Below are 20,941 nucleotides of genomic sequence, written 5' to 3' on the forward strand. Positions count from 1 at the left end.
AAAACCGCGCGGCGGTTTTCTGTTCAAATGGCGCGCATGGCGCGCAGGAGAGACGCTTGGAGGCGGGCTTGCGCCCGCCTCTTTGTGGTGTGAACGGGGCGTTTGCCCACAGGCGCGGCAGAAATTGAGGAAAGGGGTTGCGACAGGACTTGTATCAGGCATTATATCGCAAGTGGCGGCCGCAGACATTTGCGGACGTGATCGGGCAGCAGCATATCACGGATACGCTCCGCGCGCAGCTCCAGTCCGGACGGCTGAGCCACGCCTACCTGTTTACCGGTACGCGCGGCACGGGCAAGACGACCTGCGCAAAAATCCTTGCCCGGGCGGTCAACTGCGAAAATCCGGTCAACGGCGACCCGTGCAACGAATGCGCGGCCTGCCGGGGGATATTGGACGGGTCCGTGCTGGATGTGACCGAGATCGACGCGGCCTCCAACAACGGCGTGGACAATATCCGCGACCTGCGCGACGAGACGCGCTACACGCCCGCGCAGGTAAAAAAGCGGGTGTTCATCATCGACGAGGTGCATATGCTCTCGATCGGCGCGTTCAACGCGCTGCTTAAAACCCTGGAGGAGCCGCCCGAGCATGTGCTGTTCATTCTTGCGACCACCGAGCTGCACAAGGTACCCGCCACCATCCTGTCGCGCTGCCAGCGGTTTGATTTCCGCCGCATCGGTGCGGAGGATATCGCGCGCCGCCTGCTCGATGTGGCGGGGGGCGAGGGCATCGGGCTGACCGAGGGGGCCGCGCGCCTGATCGCGCGCCTGGCCGACGGCGCGATGCGCGATGCGCTGTCCATGCTGGACCGCGCGGCCGCAGCGGGCGCGGTGGACGAACAAACGGTCACCGCGGCGCTGGGCGTGATGGGGCAGGATGACAGCCTGCGGCTGGCCGGCAGCCTGAAAGCGGGCGATCTGGCCGCGGCAGTCGGCCTGCTGGATGAATATTATAACGCGGGCCGCGATTTGGCCTCGGTTTACGACCAGATGCTCGGCCTGATACGGGACGCGCTGCTGGTGAAGACCAGCAAAACCGATGTTTCCGCGCTGATTTCCCCCGCCTACAGCGTGCAGACCCTGCGGAAGCTGTGCGACGGACTGGCGGCCTCGACCCTGATCGCGTGGAGCCGTGTGATCGGCGACGCGCTCGACCGGATGCGCAGCGCGGCAAACCGCCGCGTGGAGGCCGAGCTGTGCGCGGTGCGGCTGTGCAGCCTGGGCGCGGACAGCTATGATACCCTGGGCGGCCGCGTGGAAGCGCTGGAGGAAAAGCTGAAAAACGGCGTGCCGGTACAGGCCGCGCAGCCGATGCCGGCAGCCGTTCCGGACGCGGGCAGCGGCGATGAGCCGCCCCCGCCGGACGACAGCGACGCGCCGGACTGGCTCGGCGGGCAGGAGGAGGCCCGCGCGCCGGAAAAGCCCGAGGCGGCGGCTCCGACGGCGGCCGACTGGCCGCACTGGCCCGCGCTGCTCGAAGCGCTGACCGGCAAGATCAACACGGGCGCGCATACCAACCTCAAGCTGTCCGCGCGCGGCATCGAGGAGGACGGCGCGCTCGTCATCCTCTGCGAGGACGGGATCACAGCCATGCTCGCCAAGGCGGAGCCGACCATGAAGGTCATCCGCGCGCAGGCGGCGGCGCTGGCCGGCGCGCCGGTCAAGGTCAAGGTGCGGGAGGCCGGAGACGAGCCGGTCCACAAAAAAAATACCGCGGTCGATGAGCTGATCGGCCGCGCGAAAGCGTTTGATATCCAAGTGAAAGAGCTTTAAGGAGGACATAACAGATGGCAAAGGGTAAATTCGGCGGTTTTGGCGGCGGCATGAATATGCAGGCCATGATGAAGCAGGCGCAGAAAATGCAGGAAAACATGCTCAAGGCGCAGGAGGAGATCGCCCAAATGGAGACCACCGGCACGGCGGGCGGCGGCATGGTGACCGCGACCGTGACCGGCACGTCGACGCTGAAAAGCATCGAGATCAAGCCCGACGTGGTTGATCCGGACGATATCGAAATGCTGCAGGACCTGGTGGTCGCGGCGGTGAACGAAGCGCTCAAGGCGGCAACCGAAAAATCCCAGAGCCAGATGTCCGCGGTGACGGGCGGCATGGGCGGCCTGGGCGGCGGCCTGTTCTGATGGACTTTTTCGCACCGCCGGTCGAAAAGCTGATCGAGGAATTCGCGCGGCTCCCCGGCATTGGACAAAAGACCGCGCAGCGCCTGGCGTTCCATGTGCTCGACCTGCCCAAAGAGGATGCGGAGCGCTTCGCGGACGCGATACGGGACGCCAAGGCCAAAACGTTCACCTGCAAGCGCTGCCAGAACCTGACGGACACCGAAACCTGCCCGATCTGTGCCGACCAGGCGCGCGACCAGAAGACCATCTGCGTGGTGACCGACCCGCGCGATGTGATCGCGTTTGAACGGACCAGGGAATATAAAGGGCTGTACCATGTGCTGCACGGTACGCTGTCGCCGATGAACCACATCGGGCCGGACGATATCCGCATCCGCGAGCTGGTGCAGCGTGTGGCGGACGAGGAAACCGAGGAGGTCATCCTCGCCACCAATCCGGATACCGAGGGGGAAGCGACCGCAATGTACATTTCCCGCCTGCTGCAGCCGTTCGGCATCAAAATCACCCGTCTGGGCTACGGGATGCCGGTCGGCGGCCATCTGGAAATGGTGGACGAGGTTACGCTGCTCCGCGCGCTGGAGGGCAGACGGGAGCTGTAACCCGCCGCCCGACGCGGCCGCTGTCCTACACTGTGTTCCTGCCTGCCCGCGTGGACAGGGGGCATGTGCGCCTCCTGTGATACGCACAGCGCAAAAAACAGGAACGGCCGGACTTTCGTCCGGCCGTTCCCGCAATAAAAGGTAGGATAGAGAGTAGAAAGCAAGAACATGTGGGGGGATCTTACGCTTTCCACACTTATACTATATCCGGCAATTGTGAACATTCTGTGTACATTTCGCAAAAATTTATAAGTTTTGCATGATCGGGAGGAAATAAGCCTGTGGCAGACCTGAAGAAAGAAATCGAAAACCGGCGCACATTTGCGATCATATCGCATCCTGACGCCGGCAAAACCACCATAACCGAGAAGTTTTTGCTCTACGGCGGCGCCATTCAGGAGGCCGGCATGGTCAAGGGCAAGAAAAACAGCCGCCACGCGGTTTCCGACTGGATGGAGATCGAAAAGCAGCGCGGTATTTCGGTCACATCGTCGGTGCTGCAGTTCCGGTATGAGGGCAAGTGCATCAACATCCTGGATACCCCGGGCCACCAGGACTTTTCCGAGGATACCTACCGCACGCTGATGGCGGCGGATTCGGCGGTCATGGTCATCGACGCGTCCAAGGGCGTGGAGGCGCAGACGCGCAAGCTGTTCAAGGTGTGCGCCATGCGCGGCGTGCCGATTTTCACGTTCATCAACAAGATGGACCGCGAGGCGCGCGACCCCTACGAGCTGCTTGAGGATATCGAGAACGAGTTGGGCATCGGCACCTACGCGGTCAACTGGCCGATCGGCTCGGGCAAGCGCTTCAAGGGCGTGTACGACCGCATGGACGACCAGGTCATCGCGTTCGAGGGCGCGGACTTCCGCCACGAGGTCAAGGCGCAGCGCCTGTCGATCGACGACCCGATCCTGGAGGGGCTGCTGCCCGAGGATCAGTACCAGACCCTGATCGACGACGTGGAGCTGCTCTCCGGCGCGGGGGATGAATTCGACCTGAAAGCCGTGCATGAGGGAAAGCTGTCGCCGGTGTTCTTCGGCTCAGCGCTGACCAACTTCGGCGTGGAGCCTTTCCTCAAGAAGTTTTTGCAGATGACCCCGCCGCCGACCGCGCGCACCGCGGATATCGGCGTGATCGACCCGTTTGAGGACCATTTTTCCGCGTTCGTGTTCAAGATTCAGGCGAACATGAACAAGGCGCACCGCGACCGCGTGGCGTTCATGCGCATCTGCTCGGGCAAGTTTGAGCGCGGGCAGGAGGTGCTGCATGTGCGGACCGGCAAAAAAATGGCGCTCGCCGCGCCGCAGCAGCTCATGGCGCAGGACCGTTCGATCGTGGACGAGGCCTATGCGGGCGATATCATCGGCATCTTTGACCCGGGCGTGTTCGCGATCGGGGACACGGTATGCGACCCCAAGCGCAAATGCGTCTTTTCCGGCATCCCGACCTTTGCGCCCGAGCTGTTCGCAACGGTGCGGCAGAAGGATACCTTAAAGCGCAAGCAGTTCGTCAAGGGCGTGGAGCAGATTGCGCAGGAGGGTGCGATCCAGATTTTCCGCGAGCCGGGCTCGGGCATGGAGGCGGTCATTGTGGGCGTGGTCGGCGTGCTGCAGTTCGAGGTGCTCGAATACCGTCTGAAAAACGAGTATAACGTGGAGATCATCCGCGAGAACCTGCCCTATGAGCATGTGCGCTGGGTGGAGAACGACGAGGAGGATTTCGACATCAAGCGCCTGCAGCTCACGAGCGACACCAAAATCGTCGAGGACCTCAAGGGCAACAGCCTGCTGCTGTTCACCTCGCCGTGGAATATCACCTATGCGCTCGACCATAACGAAACCCTCCGCCTGGCGGAGTTTTCGGAAAACGCATAAGAAAACGCGCGCCGGAACAGAGCGTTCCGGCGCGCGTTTTTTGTTTGCCGTTAGATATGAAGCGGATCGTCCTCACGGTTTTTGACCGCCCGCAGGTATTGCCAGAGCAGAACAAGCGGTGCAAGCTGGCAGACGAGCTGCACGACCAGCGCGGCCAGGTCTTGATAAAACAGGGTTTGCAGGAAAGAGGCGGCCACCGCGCCGATCAGCGGCGTGTAAAAGCACCAGCGGATGCGGCGGGCGGGGTAGGCGTAGCCGCAGGGGATGACGCGCTCATCCAGCGCCCAGTACATATGATACTGGCTGATCAGGCTGAACAGCGAGCCGGTCACCATCAGCAGCACCATGAAAGACAGCATCATATCCGACGTACCCATAAACGTGCAGGCCAGAGCCAGGATGGAGAGGATCAGCGAGATGAGCTGGCAGGAAAAGGCGCGGCTGAACCTGGCCGATTCCTCCGAAAGGCGGTGCAGAACATACAGCATCACGCCGTATGCCGCAAGGTTGAGGATGCTGGCGGCCAGGCTAACGCTGCTTTCCGGAAAGAGACTGCCGAGGCTCGTGACCGCGGATACCACAAGCGCGGCCCAGAGCAGACGCAGGCTGGGATAGATCTTCATAAAAATTACCCTCCAGTGTATCAGTAATTATAGCATACCACGCGGGATTTTTCAGCAATAATTTAGCGGCCGCGGGGCGGGATAAAAAAATTTTCAAAAAAGGTATTGACAATTATGCACTACTGTACTATTATCATAGTACAAAGAAACAGAGAGGAGCGAGCCTATGCAATGGCAACTGCGGGGCGACCGCCCGATCTATCAGCAGCTCATGGAGCGGCTGATAGAGCAGATCGTAAGCGGGCAGCTCGGCGCGGGCGATAAGGTGCCGCCCGTGCGGGAGCTGGCGGCGGAAGCGGGCGTGAATCCGAACACAATGCAGCGCGCGCTGGCGGATTTGGAGCGCGAAGGGCTGATGTACACCAACCGCACCAGTGGACGATATGTTACGGAGGATAGAGAGATGATAGCAAAAATTCGGGAACAGATCGCAAGCGACCGTATTTCAGAATTTTTAGCCGGCATGAGCCAGCTCGGCTTTACCGAGCAGGAGATCGTGGCGCTTTTGGAAAAGCGCAGGGGGGAGGAGAACAAGAATGGAACAGAGGAATGATCTGGTTGTATGCGAAGGGCTGACCAAGGTTTACGGCAGTATCAAGGCGCTTGACAGCCTGAGCCTGACGCTCGAGCGCGGCCGCTTTATCGGCCTGCTGGGGCCGAACGGGTCGGGCAAAACGACGGCGATCAAGCTGCTCAACGGCCTGCTGCAGCCGACCAGCGGCACGGTGCTGATCGACGGGGAAAAGCCGGGTGTGCATACGCACAGCGTGGTCAGCTACCTGCCCGACCGCGCCTACCTGAACGACTGGATGCGCGTGTGCGACCTGTTTGACTTTTTCGCGGACTTCTATGCGGATTTTGACAAGATCAAGGCGAACGACATGCTGAAAACGCTGGATATCAGCCCGTTGGCGCGTCTCAAAACGCTGTCCAAGGGTACGAAGGAAAAGGTGCAGCTCATCCTGACCATGAGCCGCAAGGCCCAGCTCTTCCTGCTTGACGAGCCGATCGGCGGCGTGGACCCCGCGGCGCGCGACTACATCCTCAACACCATCCTGTCCAATTACAGCGAGGATGCCACCGTGCTGCTCTCCACCCACCTGATCGCGGATATCGAGCGCGTACTGGACGAGGTCATCTTTTTGAAAAACGGCGTGATGACCCTGCACGAGAGCGTGGATACCATCCGCGAGGAGCATGGGAAATCGGTCGATATGCTGTTCAGGGAGGTGTTCGCATGCTGAAGCTGCTGAAATATGAGTGGAAGGCGTGCGCGCGCATCTGCCTTCCGATGTACGCGGCGGTGCTGCTGCTGGCAGCGGTCAACCGCCTGACCATGACCGAGCAGGTGCAGAACCTGCTGCACGGCATCCCCACGGTGCTGCTGGGCCTGCTGTACTTCGCCGTGATGGTGGCGGTGTTCGTTGTGACTGCGGTCATCCAGATCCAGCGGTTCTACAAGAACCTGCTGGGGGACGAGGGCTACCTGATGTTCACCCTGCCGGTGACGGTTTCCCAGCACATCTGGAGCAAGCTCATCGTTGCGGTTGTGATGGATGTGATCTCCGTGATCGCCGCTCTCCTGAGCATCGCCATCCTGGGCGCGGGCGGGGTGGGTGAGTTCTTTGCCGGCCTGTGGAATATGTTCGTCAGCGACGCCAACAACCTGTTTTATACGATCGAGATGGTCCTCTGGCTGCTGGTCAGCGGCGCGGTGTTTACGCTGTTCATCTACCTGTGCATCGCACTGGGGCATCTGGCGAAAAAGCACCGCGTGCTGATGGCGGTGGTGTGGTACTTCGTGCTGTCCACCGTGCTCCAGTTCCTGTTCATGTTCTTCGTCATGGGCGTGGGCATTCTGCCCCTGGACGGCTTCTGGGTAGCGCTGGAAAACTTCCTGCGGGGCATCGGGCCTGTTGCGTCTATCCATGTCGGCATGATCCTGTTGTGCATCGGCACGGCGGTGCCGGGCGCGGTATTCTTCCTGGCGATCCGCCATATCCTGAAGAACCGGCTCAATCTGGAATAAACCACATCTGTTTTTCACCACGGGGGACGCGCGGCGCCGCGCGTCCCTTTTTGCACCCCAAAGACGGAAAAGGTTGCAAAATCTTAAGAAATTTGTGCATAAAATGAAAAGAAATTTCGGTTACAATGGAATTATGCAAAGGAGGAGGGCGTCATGACGGGAAAAATACGGCAGTCCATCGGCCGGCGGAAAAGCCGCGCGTCGCGGCAGTATGCGCCGGCTGAGCTGGCAGGGCTGTTTTTCGCCTTTTCCGCGGCGGGCTGGCTGTGGGAGGTCGCGCTCCACCTCGTATTCAACGGGGAGCTGGTCAAGCGCGGCACGATGCTGGGGCCGTGGCTGCCGATCTACGGCGCGGGCGGCGTGCTGGCCGTTTTGCTGCTGCGCCGCTTCGCGGACAAGCCGCTGCGGGTGTTTGCGCTGGGCGCCGCGCTCTGCACAGTGATCGAATACGGCACGGGCAGGTATCTGGATAGCCTGTATGGCCTGCGCTGGTGGGACTATTCCATGCTTCCGCTCAATATCGACGGGTTGGTCAGTCCGCTGACCTCGCTGGTGTTCGGCGCAGGCTGCTGCGCTGCGGTATATTGGGCGGGTCCCCTGGCCGTGGAATGGATGCGGCGGCTGCCCAGGCTGCAGGCGCGGCAGTGCTGCGCGCTGCTGGCAGTGGTGTTCCTGCTGGATTTTGGATGGTCCGCGATGCATCCCAATACCGGCGCGGGCGTCACCACCAGCCTGCCGTCCGTCCAGGCGGCGGAGGGGCTGACCGTGATCGACCCCGCCCAGGTTCATTTGCTTTTGTGCAGCATGGCAAAATAATCTTGCGTGCGCCCCCTCACTCTGGTATGATGAAAGCAGGAGAGAGGGGGCGCATTTTTATGAAATGCCAGCATTGTGGGATCAATTTTGACGACAGCGACCGAGAGTGTCCGATCTGCGGCGCCAGGGCGGGCAGCCGGGGGCGGCTGTCGGCGCGGCGCGGCGCGTCGTTCCGGCCGCGCAAAAGCGCCGCGGCCAAAACAACCGAGCCGACCATCCTGAACGGCAAGGTGAAAAAGGACCGCACGGCCCAGAAAAAGAAAGGGCGCGTCATCGCGCTGGTTTCCGCGGCGGTGGTGCTTTTGCAGCTGGTGCCGGCCGTATTCGGCCTGATCGGTGATTTTGTGGGCGATATCCGCTTCGGGGAGCCGTATGTGGAGCAGGAACCCCCGTATTCGGAGGCGGACGACTGGTATGAGGACGATGGGGGCGCTTACAGCTTCATATCCCTTGCGGACCTGCTGGGCCTGCGGTCGGTCGTGGAGCTGCCGGACGGCAGCCTGCTGGAGCTGTACGCGGAGGGTGACGAACACTATTCGCTGTATATCGAGGGGCGGTATTCGGAAAGCGGCGAAGTATGGATCATGTACAATGCGCCGGACGACGAGCTGTATCCCGACATTGCGCAATACCCGCCGGAGGAATACGACAGCTTTACCATCTGCCTGACGTACGATTCACTGGAGTGGGATGATCCGGCGGTGGATATTTCCTACCATCAGGAGATGGGCGATATGTGGCTGCTGGCGCATATCAGCCGCGATGGGGGCGAGATCATGCTGGACGACTGGTTCGGCGACGCCGCGTTCCTGTTCGGCGAGGAGCAGTTCCTGCCGGTCAAAGCGGTGGAGGCTGCTTGAAGAATGAAAAAAGGAAGCCTTAAAGGTAGTTACTCATAAAACAGTATTAACTAACAAACTGAAATAGGGTAGCTGCCATACAGGATGCAAAAGAAGTAAAACGGACTATCAACAAATAATTTGATAGTCCGTTTTACTTCTTTTCCCCACTTTTTATTGCATTAGCAATTTTGCGCTTATGATGCTTTATCAGCGCATCAGCTTCTCTATCATTGAGATTCAATATACTCTTTGCCCTTTTTGCATAATCAATAAATGTTTGATGCTCGCCACCACTGGAATAAATATCATATAGTTTTCGAGCCGAAATATGTTTACCCTTTGGAGATTGCCAATGGCTACGACCTATGGTTTGTGCTTTTCTACGCATACGATAATAATATTTTGTAATTGATTTCGGACGAAGTTTTACGTTGCTGCCATCAAAGACAAATCCCAGGTAATCGATGGTGGATGATTGATTGGATGGGTAATTAACAATGGAACCTCTATCGTAAATATAGACTGATGTTTTTTCTTTTTGTAAATCTAGTCCTTTAGTTTTGTTAACTTGCGAAAAAATCCAATTCTCATGTTCTTGTATGTCTTGTTCGTTTTTATAAGGCAGGATAACTAAAAAATCGTCTGAATAACGCATATATGTGCCGCTATGCTCAAGAACATAGTCACTAACTGCCTTATCAAATTGAAGCATATATATGTTTGAAAGTACCGCACTAATTGGTGAACCTTGTGGTATACCTTTTGAAGAATTATTTTTAACTATACTTGTTTTGTGTTTTTCAAACCGGGACTTATTAAGGATAACATCTTGCTTATTTAGTTTGGTACGTATTCCACGTTCTGTTATCCTATGCCCACTCTGTTCTACAAGAAGTTTCCAATCCCAGCTTGCAAAACGGGTAATATTTTTGAATACTGCATAATAATCTTGTGGAAGCTTTTTGACATTTAAAAGATTGCATAGCATTTCTTTGAGATATTGATGGTCTAGTCTATCAAAAAAATCGGTAAAATCTCCAACAATTACAATACAATGGCTTTCATTCTTAATTTTGTCGAAAGCTTCTTTTGCAAAGTCAATATTATTTTTACCCAAATTATCCCTATAAGCAATAGCTACACTATCAATAACCGTATTTTTGATCCGTTTATTGTATTCTTGGTTAAGCAAGAAAGCATAGCGCTGATAAACACAACGGTCTAAATGCGAGCAATAATATAATTGTCTAGGTTTTTTAGGCCCTTTTTTACCATATCTGGAGTTCTTCTTTTCAAAATGTATAAAGGGATAAAAGCTATGAACAGCGACCTTTTCTCTATCCATTACATACTGACGTATGCTAGGCATAGCTAAAGAAACCCGTTTATCAAAATGTGCATAAAATTTTTCGTCATTATGAGCTAATACAAAATCGACCCATGCTTTGCAAAATGCCTCAAAACTACATTCTGAACATGCCTTTTGACTATCGCATTGATTGTATTCTTTTTGTCTATTCATAAGCGTTTACCCCTTAAAATGCATCATGCCTGCTAACATGGGGGACAACATCCCTAAATTAGCAGGCAGGTACATGAACGTTATTGTCCTATGTGCATTATGCATCTGATAGACTTCCATAGTATAATACTGGAAAGGAGTATTCTCATGTTCCTCGTACTCAACCAAGAATTGTTGGTTCTATGTGTAACGTTACTCATAGAAACAATAATTCGGCCAGACTTGACAGAAATGCTCCGCCCTTACCACCTAAAGTGTAAGGTAATATTATAATAGCGCAGTTATCATAAAAAGTCAAATGCTTTCGAACCATCACGGTTTTTCGTTGATTCTGTAAATCACTGTGATGTCTTGGTGCGCTTAGCAACTTGTTTTTCCTAAAGCAACTACTCATAAAACAGTATCAACTAACAAACTGAAATAGGGTAGTTGCCATACAGGGTGCAGAAAAAGGCGAGTCGGAAACAAAGAGTTTCTTACCCGCTTTTTTCATGCCCTTTGTTACGCAGTAGGCGGTCTTAACTCCTTTATTCATGCGGCTTTGCGAGTGCAAGACAGGGGGGTAAGGGTTTTATACCTTTTCCCTTAAAAACGCCTTTCTGCTGCGTAACAAATTTATAGCAATTATCCGAGAGAGTATATAACCACCTATCTTGGAAAATCCAATGCAATTAAGTAAAGATAAAATAATTACTGATTAAATCAATTACCCATTCCTTTCCTTTGGAGTAAAGCAAAAAGTCAGCGCTGCCGGAATGGAAAAGAACGGAAAAGAAGCAGCAATACAAAGAAATATCGTTTGCTATGTTATGCAATAGAACGTCATTTTTGAGGGTGGGAATATAAAACTTTACTCCTGTACCTTATCGCCGCTGTAATGCCGCTTAAATCAAGTGAAAAACACGCTCTATCGCGTAACATTCCATGATAAATTGAGAGCGCAAGCGGTTTATCCGATTGCGCTCTCTTGGCTGTCTAACAGCAAGGACAGGAAACGCCGTCAAGGACGCTTGCGTTAAATTTATCCTTGACGGCGTTTTCGGGCTTTGCTACTTCCTACCTGAAACGGTACTTGAATAATGCCTGTATCAGTTGTACTTCCAATCTGTCTTGAATTTCGGCATTATAATGACCTTGAAATACAGACAGATGTTTGATGTACCCTCGATAATGCCATAAAACGGCATTTATCGCTTCCGGTTCTCCGGAAACCGCTTTTTCAATCGTTTCAAAAGATATCAGCTTTTCGTTCCTCATATTCTAATCTCTCCAATTCTTTTTTCAATCTCTTGAGCGACGACATCTTCCAATAGTTTGCAGTTGTGCGGCTTCTTCCGTATGCTTCTCCAATCTTCTTGTCCGTATAGTGGAAAAAGTAATACATCACCAAAACTTCCTGCCGCAGTTCCGGTAAACCGGAAAATGCTTTTGCTAATCGTTCATTTTCAATCTCGATTATCTCGCTGCACACAACAAATCTTGTTGGCTGTTCCTCGAAGTAGTTGTCTGTTGTAGACGGCATAAAATGCTTTTCTTCCATAAGATAATCAAGGGAAGTTTCCCACTTCTGCCGCCTGCCAATATCCCGATAAGCGGACAGCGCCGCATTGCGGAGAACGATTTTACAAAAGGCTGCAAAGGTGTACTCGATATGCTCCTTGTATTGCTCTGAATAAATCATCTGAAATCACCCCCTTTCTTCCCAGTAGGGGGGTATTACAACAAACGCCTACGCAGCATAAAGCGGCATAGGCATTTTGGTAATATGAATTATTTAAGTAATCAATATGATTTATCTGTTCATCTTCATAGCCGCAAAGTCCCGTTGCCGGAAACAGGCTTTTTTTGATGATTGACGATAATTAAGGTTATAGAAAAAGGACATGGCGATACCTCCCAATGCGCTTTAGCATTTGATACCGCCATATCCTTAAAAATGGGCGACCTTAATACGCCCTCCATATTCACATTTTGAAAAAGGAAAACAGCGGCTCTGATTATTCATTTCAAACCGCTGTGACAGCGGTTATTGCTCATATCGAGAAAATTCTTTTTATTGCTGTACATTTTCCAACTGATGAAAAATTCTTTTTGAATAAAAAGAAATCAACAAGGCAGCAATCGCAGCACCGATTAAAACAATCCATGTATTTGAAGCAAAAACGTCAAACAAGATACCATAAATAGCTTGTCCAACAGGCTGCCCGCACATGGCAATCGAAATCAACGCTGCCATGATTTTTCCCACTAACTGAGGGGGTGTTTGTGTTTGTACCATTGTATAAATTTGTACTACAAACAAGGTAGACGCACCCATAACAGTAAAACTCATTACCGTAATTATCCAATAGGACATAAGAGCAGGAACATTCAGCATTAACGATATACCCATAAACGCAACGGACGCAGAACAAGTCAAAAGCAGCAGGTATAATTTTTGCAGTTTTAACTTTTCTGAAACTATCGCCGTTAAAAAGCCGCCGCATAAGCCGCCTAATGCAAGCGCGCCTTGTGAAAAACCGTACATGGTATCGGACATTTTAAGAACTTGTGTTATCAAAATAGGCGTTCCTACAATCATAACAGCACTCAAAACCAAATTAAAAATAGATACCAAAAATACTACTGAAAAAAGGATAGGCTTTTCGGTCTTTACAAACTGATAGCTTTCCTTCAAATCTTCCTTTGCTACTGCAAGTACGCTATTTTTTCTCGGACGTTTTTCGTGCGGAATATGGATAAAAATTTCCATAACAGCAGATACGGTAAAACATACAATGCTCAAAATCAAAATCGGATAAATACCCCACACTCCAAACATAATGCCGCCAAGAACAGGACCTAACAAGCCGGATAATGTATTTACTTGATTGATTACGGTATTACCTGTCATAAGTTTATCCGTAGTTACAAGTAGTGGAATACTCGCCTGTACTGCCGGTTGGTAAGTGCCGGAAATTCCATACAGTAGCATTAAGACAACAATAAACAGAGGGATTGTCGGCACATTCCCTAATGAAAAATAGAAAATGGCAATCAATATTGCTGTGCAAAAATCCAATACCACCATGATATTTCGTTTATTGATGCGGTCTGCCAACACACCGCCGACCATTGACAAGATAACCATAGGGGCAAAAGAACAGGCGGTAACAATACCAAAAAGCGTTTCAGAACCGGTTTCCCTTAGCAGATAAAGTGGTAAAGCGAAACGAAGTATTGCGTTACCAAGTAAAGAAATGATTTGCCCTATAACGACCAACGTAAAATCCCGCCGAAAAAGTTTCGTGTTCTGTTTCATAAAATAGTCCTCCTTTCGAACAATAAACCGACCGTCGGTTTGTAATATTGTTAAAATAAGCTGCTCTCTTTGGAGCAGTTTATTTTATGCTTTGTTGTGTCTGCAAAAGTTGATGTAACCGTCTATCATTTCATCATCTAACAATGCAAAAATACCCATACCGCGCAATAATTCGTTAAAGGTAGTGCAACGGTTACGCATACTATCTTCATCAGCTAAATTGACAAGTGGATTAAGCCACACATTTGATAAAACCATAATCGCTTCTGCTAATTCGCGAGGATTATCGGTTTGAATTGTTCCGTCCTCTATTCCCTGTTGCAAAATCGGCTGAATAAACTTTGGAGCGACTATTTGATAAAGCTGTTTGATTTGCATTGCCAAAAAACGGGGATTGTCTAACAAGCAAGGCGTAACGGTCAACATTAGACTTTGATTAGAATTAAACAGCGCCGCTTTGAAAATACACCTTAATTTTTCAAGTCCATTCAAAGAATCATTATCTCTTACCTTTGCAAGTTCTATCGTATTTTCTTCCCCAATACGGCTGATTATCGCTTCAAATATTTCTTCCTTTGACGCAAAATGATGATAGATTGCGCCTTTGGAAAGCTTCGTTTCATTGATAATGTCCTGCAATGAGGTAGCGTCATAACCTTTTTCTGTGAATAATCGAGTGGCAACTTCCACAATTAGTTTCACCGTTTCCTCTGGATACTTGTTTCTTGCCATGTTCCACCTCCATACAAACCGTTGGTCTGTATAAAGAATAGCATAGAAAAAACTTTGTGTCAATAGCAGGTTTTCTGTTTCACATTTGGCATTTTGGAAAATCCACTGTCTTTATAAGTGAAGAAACTTTTTGAAAAATTTTCGCTCAAACTTTGGCACAATCGCCTTGTGCGGTGTTGTAGGTAGTGAGAGGAAAATCAAGAGGGTTTGGGAAACTTCCTAACAAGCAAAAATCGCCCGCTGTCGGCAGACAGAAAACGGACGATTTTACGGAAAGGGTACCCCTTTCCTATGCTTGCTGAGAAACTTTTCTTCTATCAAACTACGAAAGGACGGGAAAGGAATGGAAAGGAAACGAATTATCAAAGACGGTCAAATCGTCGTGAAAAATCCCCTGTATCAAGAACTTCCAAAGCGTGAAGTCGTTATAAAATCGGGGAAAACGCTCTACCGCTTTACGGGCAGCTATGACGGGAAGAAGTCATTGCCGAGTAAAGTCTTACGTCTTATGGAACAGGAAAATTTACAGAAAGAAGTTGATAAAAAGGACGGGAGCCGATAAAATGAGTACATACAATCCTGTATGGCAGACTGCCCGCCGATGAAAGGAGCAGAAACTATGTTAAGGCAGTCTGACAAAATTACCGCTCTCTATTGCCGCTTATCACGCGACGACGAATTACAGGGCGACAGCAACAGCATTGTTAATCAAAAGGCAATTTTAAGTAAATACGCAAAAGAAAATCATTTCTCAAATACTGCGTTTTTCGTGGACGACGGATATTCTGGAACGAACTTCAACCGTCCGAGTTGGAGCGAACTTCTGGAACGGATTGAAAACGGGGAAGTGGCGACGCTGATTGTCAAAGATATGTCGCGTCTTGGGCGCGACTATCTGAAAGTGGGCTTTTACACCGAAGTCCTGTTCGTGGAAAAGGGCGTGCGGTTTATCGCTATCAATAACGGCATAGACAGCGCAAACCAGCAGGACAGCGACTTTACCCCCTTTTTGAACATCATTAACGAGTGGTACGCAAAAGACACAAGCAAAAAAATCCGCGCTGTGATGAAGTCAAAAGGAGAAGCAGGAGAATACCTCTGCACAAACCCGCCCTATGGTTACATGAAAGACCCTGATAACAGAAAACGGTGGATTGTGGACGGAGAAGCCGCCGAAGTAGTTAAGCGGATATTTGCCCTTTGTCTGGACGGTTACGGACCATCGCAGATTGCCCGTATTCTGAAAGAGGATAAAGTCATAACGCCGACAATCCATTTTCAGCAGACAGGCAGGGCAACGAGGAACACATCGCCGGACAATCCCTATAACTGGACGGGCGATACCATAGCTGACATTTTGGAGCGTCCAGAATATCAAGGGCATACGGTAAATTTCAAGACTTATAAGCAGTCCTACAAAAGCAAGAAAACCTGTTACAATCCAGAGGAAAAGTGGCTTGTGTTTGAGAATACCCACGAGGCAATCATTGACGCTGACACATGGGCGCGGGTGCAGGAATTGCGGAAGAACAAACGCCGCCCGACAAGAACAGGAAAGACGAATATGTTCTCCGGCATTGTGCGCTGTGCCGATTGCGGCGAAAAGCTGTATTATTGCACAAGCAAGAATTTTGAAGCAAGGCAAGACCATTTTGTCTGCTCTACTTCAAGGCTCAAGGGGAAAGAGGTTTGCTCTACTCATTTTATCCGCGCCGTTGTCTTGGAACAGGGCGTACTTGCTCACATGAGATTGACGATTGCCTGTGTCGCTAACCACGAAGAACAATTCCGAAAAGCTATGGGTGCGAAACAGAAAGCCGAAGCGAAAAAGGAACTGGCGGCAAAGCGGCGGCAACTGACGCAAGCGGAACGCCGAATAGAGGAACTTGACCGATTATTCAAGCGTATTTACGAGGACAACGTGGGCGGGAAACTATCTGACAGCAGATTTCAAATGCTCTCCGGCGATTACGAGCAGGAGCAGGAAGAACTGCGGGAAAAGCTGTTGCGATTGAACGAAGAAATTAACGAACAGGAAGAACAAACAGAGAACATTGATAGGTTCATCAGCAAAGTACGGAAATATCTTGACTTGGACGAATTAACGCCCGCCGTCTTAAATGACATGGTAAAGGCGGTGTACGTTCACGCACCGGACAAGTCAAAGGGGTATAGGGAACAACAGATTGACATTTCCTATGACCTTGTGGGAATACTCCCCGCGTCTTTACTGAATGACCTGCAAAATGGAGAAACGGCATAGCTCGCAAGCTATGCCGTTTCCCGAAAACATTTCTAATACTGTCTTATGAGTGCCTCCCTAAGGCTTCCTTTTTTATTTTTTTTGCTGCCGGAGGAACCGGAGGGTCTCCGCGATGTTTTCCTGATGCAGCTCCGCGGCGTGGAAGCCGAGCAGGTGGAAATTCAGGTTGAACAGCGAACCGAGGCCGAGTGCGGAAATGACCGTGCCGATACCCACCTGCCCGCCGAGAAAATAACCGGTCAGGATGACGAGGAGCTCGACGGATATGCGGCACAGGCCGACCGAGCGGCCGGTCCGCCGCGCCAGCGCGACCATCAGGGCGTCGCGCGGGCCGGCGCCGAGCGCGCTTTTCATGTACATCCAGGTGCCGAGCACCAGAAGCTCCAGGCCGGCGAGCAGCATCAGGACGCCGGAGAGCGTGCCGGACATCTGCGGGACCCAGCCGAGCCACAACAGCGTGTCGATAAACACAGCGCACAAAACAATATTGATGACCGTGCCGAACCCGAAGCTCTCGCCGAACAGGATGGCAACGCCGATCGCGGCCGCGCCCACGATGACCGAGGCCGTGCCGTAGGTGATGCCGAAGCTCTGCGCCATGCCCTGCTGCAGCACGCTCCACGGTTCGAGGCCGATGTTTGCCTGCAGCATCATCACGATGCCGACCGCGCTGACCAGCATGCCGAGCGCAAGCCAGAGCAGGCGGCGGACGTAATTCCGGATCATATCATCCCTCCGCGGCGAAGGCGCGCACGGCTTCGGCGGCGGTTTGGCAGGCGGCGCGCGTGATATCGTGGTGGCAGACCATGCGGTATTCGCCGTCCATGCAGCCGGTCACCTTGATGCCGCGGCTGTGCATCCAGGCAGGATACCGCGCGGCCTTTTCCGCGTCCCAGTCCGTGGTGAAAAAGACCATATCGATCTGGGTGCGCTCAGCGAACACATGGACGCCGTCCACCGCGTCCAGCAATTCGCCCAGATATTTGGCGTTTTCGTGGTCCTCTGACAGGCGTCCGGTCATATCGCGCAGGGCGACCATGCCGGCCGCCGCAAGGAAACCGACCTGGCGCAGGCCGCCGCCCAGGATGCGGCGGGCGCGGCGGGCGCGCCAGATCACATCCTTCGGGCCGGCGAGTATCGAGCCGACCGGCGCGCACAGGCCCTTGGACAGACAGCACATGATGGTATCGCAGTACTGCGTCAGCTCCCGAACGTCCGCGACGCCGAGCGCGGCCGCCGCGTTGAACACGCGCGCGCCGTCCAGATGGACGGGGACGCCCTGCGCGTGCGCAATCTCGAACACGGCGCGCATGTTGTCAAGCGGCAGCACCGAGCCGGTGGAATGGGCGTTTTCCATGACGACCAGGCCGGCCGGTGCGACCTGTACATCGCTGTCATCCGTCAGGCAGGCGCGCACGGATGCAGGGTCCATCACGCCGTTCACGCTTTGCGGAAAGCGGAGGGAGACTCCGGCGAGCTGGCCGTAAGAGCCGGCCTCGTGCGCGGCGATATGCGCGGTCGGCGCAATCACGACGCAGTCGCCGCGGCGGGTGTGCGCGAGCAGCGCGCAGGTATTGCCCTGCATGCCGGAGGTGACGAACAGCGCCGCCTCCTTGCCGAGCCGCTGGGCGGCATAGGCTTCCAGCTCCTTTACGGTCGGGTCATCCTCAAACACATCGTCGCCCACGACCGCGCGGCACATCGCGTCCCGCATGGCCTGGGTGGGCTGTGTGACCGTATCGCTGCGCAAATCAATAAACTGCATAAAATCAAGACCTTTCTCAAAAGAATTATCAGGTGCGCCGTGTCGGGTTAGGGGTAAAGCTCGCCCCACCGTCCGCACGGCGCGAAGCCGATCTCGCAATACAGCTCCGCGACCTGGTCGTAGCCGGCGATCAGGCGCGGCGTTTTGCCTTTCTGCTGAATGCGCTGCACCAGAAAACGGCTGATGCGGCCGCCCAGCCCCTTGTGTCGGTGTTCGGGTACCACGGCGATCGCGCCCAGTACGCCGCACTCGTCGTCCTCGGATATGATGCAGCCCGTGCCGACCGCCTCCCCGTCAAGCTCAAGCTGGTAAAGCTCGGCCAGGCCGCAGGTGATCTTACGCTGCAGGTCCGCCGACCAGGTATCAAACGACAGATGGGTCTGGTAATATTCGTGGCTGCGCTGCAGGATGTCGAACACGGTTTGGAAATCCCCGTGGACAAAGCCCTCCGTGTTTTGCTCCAGCGGAAGGCCGCGGTACACCATATAATAGGAGCTTTCGGTCGCGCCGCCGAGCAGCTTTTGCAGCGCCGCGCACTGGGGCCAGTTGGTGTCGATCTCGCGCACGTTTTCCCGTTTTGCCAGCTCGGCGATGGGAAGCGGGTCGGCGCGCTCGTCGGACGAGATGCTGAGCACGCCGTTGGCTAAGTACAGGGCGGCCGCGGGCTCCCGCCCTTTCCGGCACAGGAAAAACCGTGCGTTTGCGTCGCCTAACCCGTAGGCGCGGAGCGCGGTCAGCGCGCGGGAACCGAACACATGCTCATAGGAGCAGGCAAGGGTAAAATCAGGCACGTCAGCCGCGGTCAATTGAATCAGCATAATAAGGGAAACCTCCGTTCAAACAGTGAAAAAATGAGCGCCCCGCGCTCATTTTTTCACTTGCTTTTTTACTCTTCCACTTCCTGCGTGGAATCCTCTTTTTTGATCTGCGACAGGTAGCGGTAAACGCTGGCCTGCGAGCAGTGCAGGGCGTCGGCAACATCCTTGACCGCGCCTTTGAGCAGGAAAATGCCGCCCGCTTCCAGCGCGCCGATGATCTGCACGCGCTCGTCGGGCGTCAGCCGGTCGGCCGTTACGCCGAGGCGGAGCAGCTCGCGGCCGACAGCGTCGCCCGCTACAGCGCCGATCGAGTTGTGGAAGCTTTCCGTGGTGGGGGGGATGCTGCGCACGGCGTTCGCCGGCGTTTCCTCGGTCTGGAAGTTGGTTTCGATAAAATTGTCGGGATGGCAGAGCCGCAGGATGTCCTCGCTGACGGACTGGTAGCGGCTGTCGTCAAAGTTGATGCAGAGCATCCCGATCAGCTTGCCGTGCTGCTTGATAAACAGCGTGGAGGAGCGCAGCGTTTTGCCGGCGGCGGAAACGCCCGGATAATGCAGCCGGTAATCCTGCGTTTCATAGCTTTTGTCCATCAGGATCTTGAGCGCAACATTGGTCAGCGGCGCGCCGATCTCCCGACCGCTTACATGGTTGTTGGCAATCGCGATGATCGAACGGTTTTTATCGGTCAGGTCATGCAGTGCAACCTCATAGTCAGGGCCGAGAGCTTGCCCAAGAAACTCGGTCAGTTTGATGTAGTGCTGCAATAAGGGATTCGCCATACGCTCACCTCGTTTCTGATAATGAAAGACAGGAATGCGGTATTATTATTCTTATTATACCGTATTTTCACACGGATTGTCAAAGAAGATTCAAAGAAATAATCACAATAAAAATAAAAAGTTATTATAAATGTTTGCCAATGCTTATGTAAAATAGAAACAAATAAGCGAGTATAGATGTATACAAGTATACAAAATAAACAAAAATGCCTTGACAAATAATTCTCCTCATAATAAAATAATCTCAGAAAAACGACGGAGGAGGGTGAAGGATGAAAAAGGAGATTAATACGGAGCGGGCGCCGGCGGCGATCGGTCCGTATGCACAGGCGGTAGCGGTGGATGGGCTGGTGATCACATCGGGCCAGCTGCCGATCGACCCGTCTACAGGCAGCTTTCCGGAAGGGATCGCAGAGCAGACGAGGCAGTCTCTGACCAACGTCAAGGCGATACTTGCGGAAGCCGGCGTCGGGATGGATCGCGTGATTAAGACCACGGTGTTCCTGAGCGACATGAACAACTTCGGGGCCATGAACGAGGTATACGCCACCTTCTTCGGTGAAGGCGGTTACCCCGCCCGTTCGGCGGTCGAGGTGGCGCGCCTGCCGAAGGACGCCCTGGTCGAGATCGAAGTCATCGCGGCCCTGTAAGCGTTTTCCCCCTGTTCCCCTTGTAAGGTACTGTCCGCCAGTCGCGACGCCGGAGACACAGGCCGGCATACGATGACCGGGGTATCCTCTAACAAAAGGCGCAAACCGCGCCGTGATCTATTGGAGGTAATAAATATGGACAAAAAAATGGCTCACTATCCGCTGGATGTACCTGCACCGCATCA

The 20,941-nt window shown here is 53.2% G+C and carries 22 protein-coding genes; 12 read left to right on the plus strand and 10 right to left on the minus strand.

Annotated elements, in window-relative coordinates; all coding sequences use genetic code 11:
• Positions 1–149 precede the first annotated feature (149 nt).
• The 4 genes from dnaX (at position 150) to ACYQ3S_RS14125 (ending at position 4,616) form a co-directional block, all read left to right on the plus strand.
• The gene (gene dnaX, locus ACYQ3S_RS14110; RefSeq protein WP_459689931.1) at positions 150–1,775 is read left to right on the plus strand and encodes a DNA polymerase III subunit gamma/tau; all 1,626 of its coding nucleotides are present in this window, start codon (positions 150–152) and stop codon (positions 1,773–1,775) included.
• Between the two features lie 14 nt (positions 1,776–1,789).
• The gene (locus tag ACYQ3S_RS14115; RefSeq protein ID WP_459689933.1) at positions 1,790–2,140 is read left to right on the plus strand and encodes a YbaB/EbfC family nucleoid-associated protein; all 351 of its coding nucleotides are present in this window, start codon (positions 1,790–1,792) and stop codon (positions 2,138–2,140) included.
• Positions 2,140–2,739 carry a recombination mediator RecR gene (gene recR / locus ACYQ3S_RS14120; RefSeq protein WP_390124831.1) on the plus strand — a complete coding sequence of 200 codons (600 nt, stop codon included), beginning with the start codon at positions 2,140–2,142 and terminating at the stop codon, positions 2,737–2,739. Before ACYQ3S_RS14115 ends, recR begins: the two co-directional genes overlap by 1 nt.
• 281 nt (positions 2,740–3,020) lie before the next feature.
• On the plus strand, positions 3,021–4,616 hold the full coding sequence (locus ACYQ3S_RS14125; RefSeq protein WP_459689935.1) for a peptide chain release factor 3: 1,596 nt from the start codon (positions 3,021–3,023) through the stop codon (positions 4,614–4,616).
• Between the two features lie 50 nt (positions 4,617–4,666).
• Here the strand turns inward: ACYQ3S_RS14125 and ACYQ3S_RS14130 are convergent, their stop codons facing one another.
• Entirely contained in the window at positions 4,667–5,239 is a 573-nt protein-coding gene (locus tag ACYQ3S_RS14130; RefSeq protein ID WP_459689937.1) for a hypothetical protein, read from the minus strand.
• 166 nt (positions 5,240–5,405) lie between these two features.
• On the opposite strand from ACYQ3S_RS14130, the gene ACYQ3S_RS14135 reads away from it, so the two are divergent.
• From ACYQ3S_RS14135 to ACYQ3S_RS14155, 5 genes are all read left to right on the plus strand, one after another.
• Positions 5,406–5,792, plus strand: a complete 387-nt coding sequence (locus ACYQ3S_RS14135) for a GntR family transcriptional regulator (RefSeq protein ID WP_459689938.1) — start codon at positions 5,406–5,408, stop codon at positions 5,790–5,792.
• The gene (locus tag ACYQ3S_RS14140; protein ID WP_459689940.1) at positions 5,776–6,483 is read left to right on the plus strand and encodes an ABC transporter ATP-binding protein; all 708 of its coding nucleotides are present in this window, start codon (positions 5,776–5,778) and stop codon (positions 6,481–6,483) included. The genes ACYQ3S_RS14135 and ACYQ3S_RS14140 overlap by 17 nt, the downstream gene beginning before the upstream one ends.
• The gene (locus ACYQ3S_RS14145) at positions 6,477–7,268 is read left to right on the plus strand and encodes a hypothetical protein (RefSeq protein ID WP_459689942.1); all 792 of its coding nucleotides are present in this window, start codon (positions 6,477–6,479) and stop codon (positions 7,266–7,268) included. Before ACYQ3S_RS14140 ends, ACYQ3S_RS14145 begins: the two co-directional genes overlap by 7 nt.
• A gap of 153 nt (positions 7,269–7,421) precedes the next feature.
• Positions 7,422–8,084 (plus strand): putative ABC transporter permease, encoded by a 663-nt coding sequence (locus ACYQ3S_RS14150; RefSeq protein WP_459689943.1) that lies wholly within the window; start codon positions 7,422–7,424, stop codon positions 8,082–8,084.
• A 59-nt stretch (positions 8,085–8,143) separates the two neighbouring features.
• A complete protein-coding gene (locus tag ACYQ3S_RS14155; RefSeq protein WP_459689944.1) occupies positions 8,144–8,944 on the plus strand; it encodes a hypothetical protein in 801 nt (266 codons plus the stop codon).
• A 133-nt stretch (positions 8,945–9,077) separates the two neighbouring features.
• Here ACYQ3S_RS14155 and drt2 read toward each other — a convergent pair whose 3' ends face one another.
• The 5 genes from drt2 to ACYQ3S_RS14180 all read right to left on the minus strand — a co-directional run bounded on the left by drt2 (position 9,078) and on the right by ACYQ3S_RS14180 (position 14,481).
• Entirely contained in the window at positions 9,078–10,448 is a 1,371-nt protein-coding gene (gene drt2 / locus ACYQ3S_RS14160) for an antiviral reverse transcriptase Drt2 (RefSeq protein ID WP_459689945.1), read from the minus strand.
• A gap of 1,056 nt (positions 10,449–11,504) precedes the next feature.
• Positions 11,505–11,705 carry a helix-turn-helix domain-containing protein gene (locus ACYQ3S_RS14165; protein ID WP_459689946.1) on the minus strand — a complete coding sequence of 67 codons (201 nt, stop codon included), beginning with the start codon at positions 11,703–11,705 and terminating at the stop codon, positions 11,505–11,507.
• Positions 11,677–12,129 carry an RNA polymerase sigma factor gene (locus tag ACYQ3S_RS14170; protein WP_459689947.1) on the minus strand — a complete coding sequence of 151 codons (453 nt, stop codon included), beginning with the start codon at positions 12,127–12,129 and terminating at the stop codon, positions 11,677–11,679. The genes ACYQ3S_RS14165 and ACYQ3S_RS14170 overlap by 29 nt, the downstream gene beginning before the upstream one ends.
• A gap of 372 nt (positions 12,130–12,501) precedes the next feature.
• Positions 12,502–13,749 (minus strand): MFS transporter, encoded by a 1,248-nt coding sequence (locus tag ACYQ3S_RS14175; RefSeq protein WP_459689949.1) that lies wholly within the window; start codon positions 13,747–13,749, stop codon positions 12,502–12,504.
• Between the two features lie 84 nt (positions 13,750–13,833).
• Positions 13,834–14,481: a TetR/AcrR family transcriptional regulator gene (locus tag ACYQ3S_RS14180; protein WP_412647659.1), complete on the minus strand. Its 648-nt coding sequence runs from the start codon at positions 14,479–14,481 to the stop codon at positions 13,834–13,836.
• Positions 14,482–14,824: 343 nt separating this feature from the next.
• Here ACYQ3S_RS14180 and ACYQ3S_RS14185 point away from each other — a divergent pair, with 343 nt between their 5' ends.
• Entirely contained in the window at positions 14,825–15,043 is a 219-nt protein-coding gene (locus tag ACYQ3S_RS14185) for a hypothetical protein (RefSeq protein WP_459689951.1), read from the plus strand.
• A 57-nt stretch (positions 15,044–15,100) separates the two neighbouring features.
• Entirely contained in the window at positions 15,101–16,744 is a 1,644-nt protein-coding gene (locus ACYQ3S_RS14190; RefSeq protein WP_459689953.1) for a recombinase family protein, read from the plus strand.
• A gap of 72 nt (positions 16,745–16,816) precedes the next feature.
• Here ACYQ3S_RS14190 and ACYQ3S_RS14195 read toward each other — a convergent pair whose 3' ends face one another.
• The 4 genes from ACYQ3S_RS14195 to ACYQ3S_RS14210 all read right to left on the minus strand — a co-directional run bounded on the left by ACYQ3S_RS14195 (position 16,817) and on the right by ACYQ3S_RS14210 (position 20,106).
• A complete protein-coding gene (locus ACYQ3S_RS14195) occupies positions 16,817–17,470 on the minus strand; it encodes a YczE/YyaS/YitT family protein (RefSeq protein WP_459689955.1) in 654 nt (217 codons plus the stop codon).
• 1 nt (position 17,471) lies between these two features.
• A complete protein-coding gene (locus ACYQ3S_RS14200; RefSeq protein WP_459689956.1) occupies positions 17,472–18,509 on the minus strand; it encodes a threonine aldolase family protein in 1,038 nt (345 codons plus the stop codon).
• A 47-nt stretch (positions 18,510–18,556) separates the two neighbouring features.
• Positions 18,557–19,327: a GNAT family N-acetyltransferase gene (locus ACYQ3S_RS14205; RefSeq protein ID WP_459689957.1), complete on the minus strand. Its 771-nt coding sequence runs from the start codon at positions 19,325–19,327 to the stop codon at positions 18,557–18,559.
• 68 nt (positions 19,328–19,395) lie between these two features.
• Positions 19,396–20,106 carry a helix-turn-helix transcriptional regulator gene (locus tag ACYQ3S_RS14210; protein WP_459689959.1) on the minus strand — a complete coding sequence of 237 codons (711 nt, stop codon included), beginning with the start codon at positions 20,104–20,106 and terminating at the stop codon, positions 19,396–19,398.
• 272 nt (positions 20,107–20,378) lie between these two features.
• Between ACYQ3S_RS14210 and ACYQ3S_RS14215 the strand changes: the two genes are divergently transcribed.
• Positions 20,379–20,756, plus strand: a complete 378-nt coding sequence (locus tag ACYQ3S_RS14215; protein ID WP_054328573.1) for a RidA family protein — start codon at positions 20,379–20,381, stop codon at positions 20,754–20,756.
• The last annotated feature ends 185 nt before the right edge of the window (positions 20,757–20,941 follow it).

This window comes from Agathobaculum sp. TL06 (assembly GCF_054658635.1).